Annotated in this window: 3 protein-coding genes and 1 pseudogene; 1 reads left to right on the plus strand and 3 read right to left on the minus strand. The window is 65.3% G+C overall.

Going from position 1 to position 2,146, the window contains the following annotated elements; all coding sequences use genetic code 11:
* A pseudogene (locus K9U40_RS22695) lies at positions 1 to 364 on the plus strand (IS91 family transposase); the annotation flags it as partial.
* Positions 365 to 827: 463 nt separating this feature from the next.
* Here the strand turns inward: K9U40_RS22695 and K9U40_RS22700 are convergent.
* The 3 genes from K9U40_RS22700 to K9U40_RS22710 all read right to left on the minus strand — a co-directional run.
* Entirely contained in the window at positions 828 to 1,334 is a 507-nt protein-coding gene (locus K9U40_RS22700) for a GNAT family N-acetyltransferase (protein WP_282639123.1), read from the minus strand.
* On the minus strand, positions 1,331 to 1,621 hold the full coding sequence (locus tag K9U40_RS22705; RefSeq protein WP_282639124.1) for a DUF1778 domain-containing protein: 291 nt from the start codon (positions 1,619 to 1,621) through the stop codon (positions 1,331 to 1,333). The genes K9U40_RS22700 and K9U40_RS22705 overlap by 4 nt, the downstream gene beginning before the upstream one ends.
* 117 nt (positions 1,622 to 1,738) lie before the next feature.
* On the minus strand, positions 1,739 to 2,146 hold a 408-nt coding region (locus K9U40_RS22710), incomplete at its 5' end, for an FAD:protein FMN transferase (RefSeq protein ID WP_282892359.1).

Below are 2,146 nucleotides of genomic sequence, written 5' to 3' on the forward strand. Positions count from 1 at the left end.
CTAGCTAGCCGGCACTGTCCGAAGTGCCAAGGAACGGCTCGGGCAGAGCGGTTGGCCGCACGCCAGGCTGAGCTGCTCCCGGTAACCTACTTCCACGTCGTGTTCACGCTGCCGGCACCGGTGGCCGTGATCGCGTTCCAGAACAAGGCGGCGGTCTATGCCATCCTGTTCAGAGCGGCGGCCGAGACGCTGCGCACCATCGGCGCCGATCCGAAGCATCTCGGCGCGGAGATTGGCCTTGTCGCCGTCCTCCACACTTGGGGCCAGAATCTGCGCCATCATGCCCGGTGGTGGCCCGTCGCCCGATGGCACGCGCTGGATCGCGTGCCGCCCCGGCTTCTTCCTGCCCCTGCGCGTGCTGTCGCCGGAAGGACTGTCGTCACCACGGCAAGGCGAAGGTCATGACCCTCGGTGCCGGCGAGTTCATCCGGTGCTGTCTGCTCCACATGGCGTATGTCTCCTTTTCAAATCATCGGCATGGCCCGAACAGCTCATCGAAGAGGTCGCCGAACCACGCCTCGAACACGTCCACCTTGGCCTCCGTGACGGGGATATGCTCGGGCCAGTCATCGGTGACGGTCCAGGTCGCGAGGTCATGTTACGGCGGTTGGCCCGGAAAGGGCCAAGGATAGCTGAGCAACGGTTCAAGCTGCTCGGATGCGGTCGGCGGGCGTTCCTTACGAAGTCTGGCCATTGCGCCAGAATCGCCGAACGAGGCCGCTGAAAGAATAGCCTTTTTCTACGCTGGAAGCCTCCGCGCGCCGTGGCGTAAAAATACTTGCACGCGGCGGCACGGGGCGGAAACGGCGTAGGAGCGGAGGCGATCGTCATGGTGATAGCAGGCTCAGCGCCGTCGCCATCGGCAGATAGAGGGTGCGCGGCCGCTTGACCAAATGCATGAAGCCAAAGACGGCATAGAAAGCGGCTGCGTTGTCGTCGATGGCGTCGGCGAAGATAGCGTGCGCTCCGATAGGCGCGGCCGCCACGGTTCTGATGGCGTCGAACAGCAGGGCTTCCCCAAGCCCATGTCCGGCGTAATCGCTATGCCGCCCAAGCCAGCCGATCAGCACCGCCGGGACGGTCGGATAGCGCGGCAGCTTCTTCGCCAGCGGCTCGGGAACCTCGTTCAACGGCACGTTGCTGGACGACAGGGTGTAGAAGCCCGCCACCCGGTCCGTCGCGATCTCCCTGGCGACGAAGCAGGTGGCGTATTTATTCTTCACGTCCTGCGAGACGGCCTTGCGGAAGTAGCTGTCGATCCGGTCGTTGCCGCAGGTGAAATCTGCCCGCTTGTGCGCCTTCGCCAGCGGCTCGATGGTGAAGTGGACGCTCACCGGCGTTCGATCAGCTCGGCATGGCGTTTCGCCGCGCGGGCCAGCCGCTCGTTCGGCTTGGGCGGATTGATCAGTGCCTCGGCGAAGCGGATTTGGTCCTCGCGCGCGAGGCGCATGATGTCGGCGTCCTCGACAACGCGTCGTGCGTCCTCGCCAGCGGTGGCGATGAGATAGCCGGTCAGGGTCAGGCCGCGCAGGCGAGCGGCGCGCTGAATCTGATCATAGACATGGACCGGGATACGCGCTTCCAATCGGGCGGTCTCGGCTTCAACTTGGGGCTTTGGCATAAGGGCCTCCTTTTGTCCCATCATTTACGGCAAAATGCCGTATCGTTCAAGATGCCACATGCCCCTCCTTGGTCGTTTCCTTCTCGGTATTGGAGTGCTTCCGCGTCCCAATCATCCTTACCTGCATGGCCACGTCGACACCACCTTCCCATCGGTCTGCACGAACAGCGCGGCGAGGCCGAGGCGGCGGGCGAGCGCCGGGCCCTCACTCGCCCCGCGCACCATCAAGGCGGTGGCCCAGGCATCCGCCGCCATGCAGGTCTCGCTGAGCACGGTGACGGCGGCAAGGTCGTTCTCCAGCGGTGCGCCGCGAAACGGGTCCATGGTGTGCGAGACCGCCCGCCCCGCCACCTGCCTTTGGTGGCGATAGCTGCCGGACGTGGCGACGGCGGCGCCGGACAGCTCCAGCACGCCGAGAATCTCCCGCTCCCCCGGCGTGGGCTTTTCATGGGCGATGGTCCAGGGGCGGCCATCGGGCTTCGTGCCCTCGGCCCGCATCTCGCCGTCGATGCCCACCAGCCAGGA

It is taken from the genome of Xanthobacter autotrophicus (assembly GCF_030015065.1).
GTDB lineage: Bacteria > Pseudomonadota > Alphaproteobacteria > Rhizobiales > Xanthobacteraceae > Xanthobacter > Xanthobacter autotrophicus_D.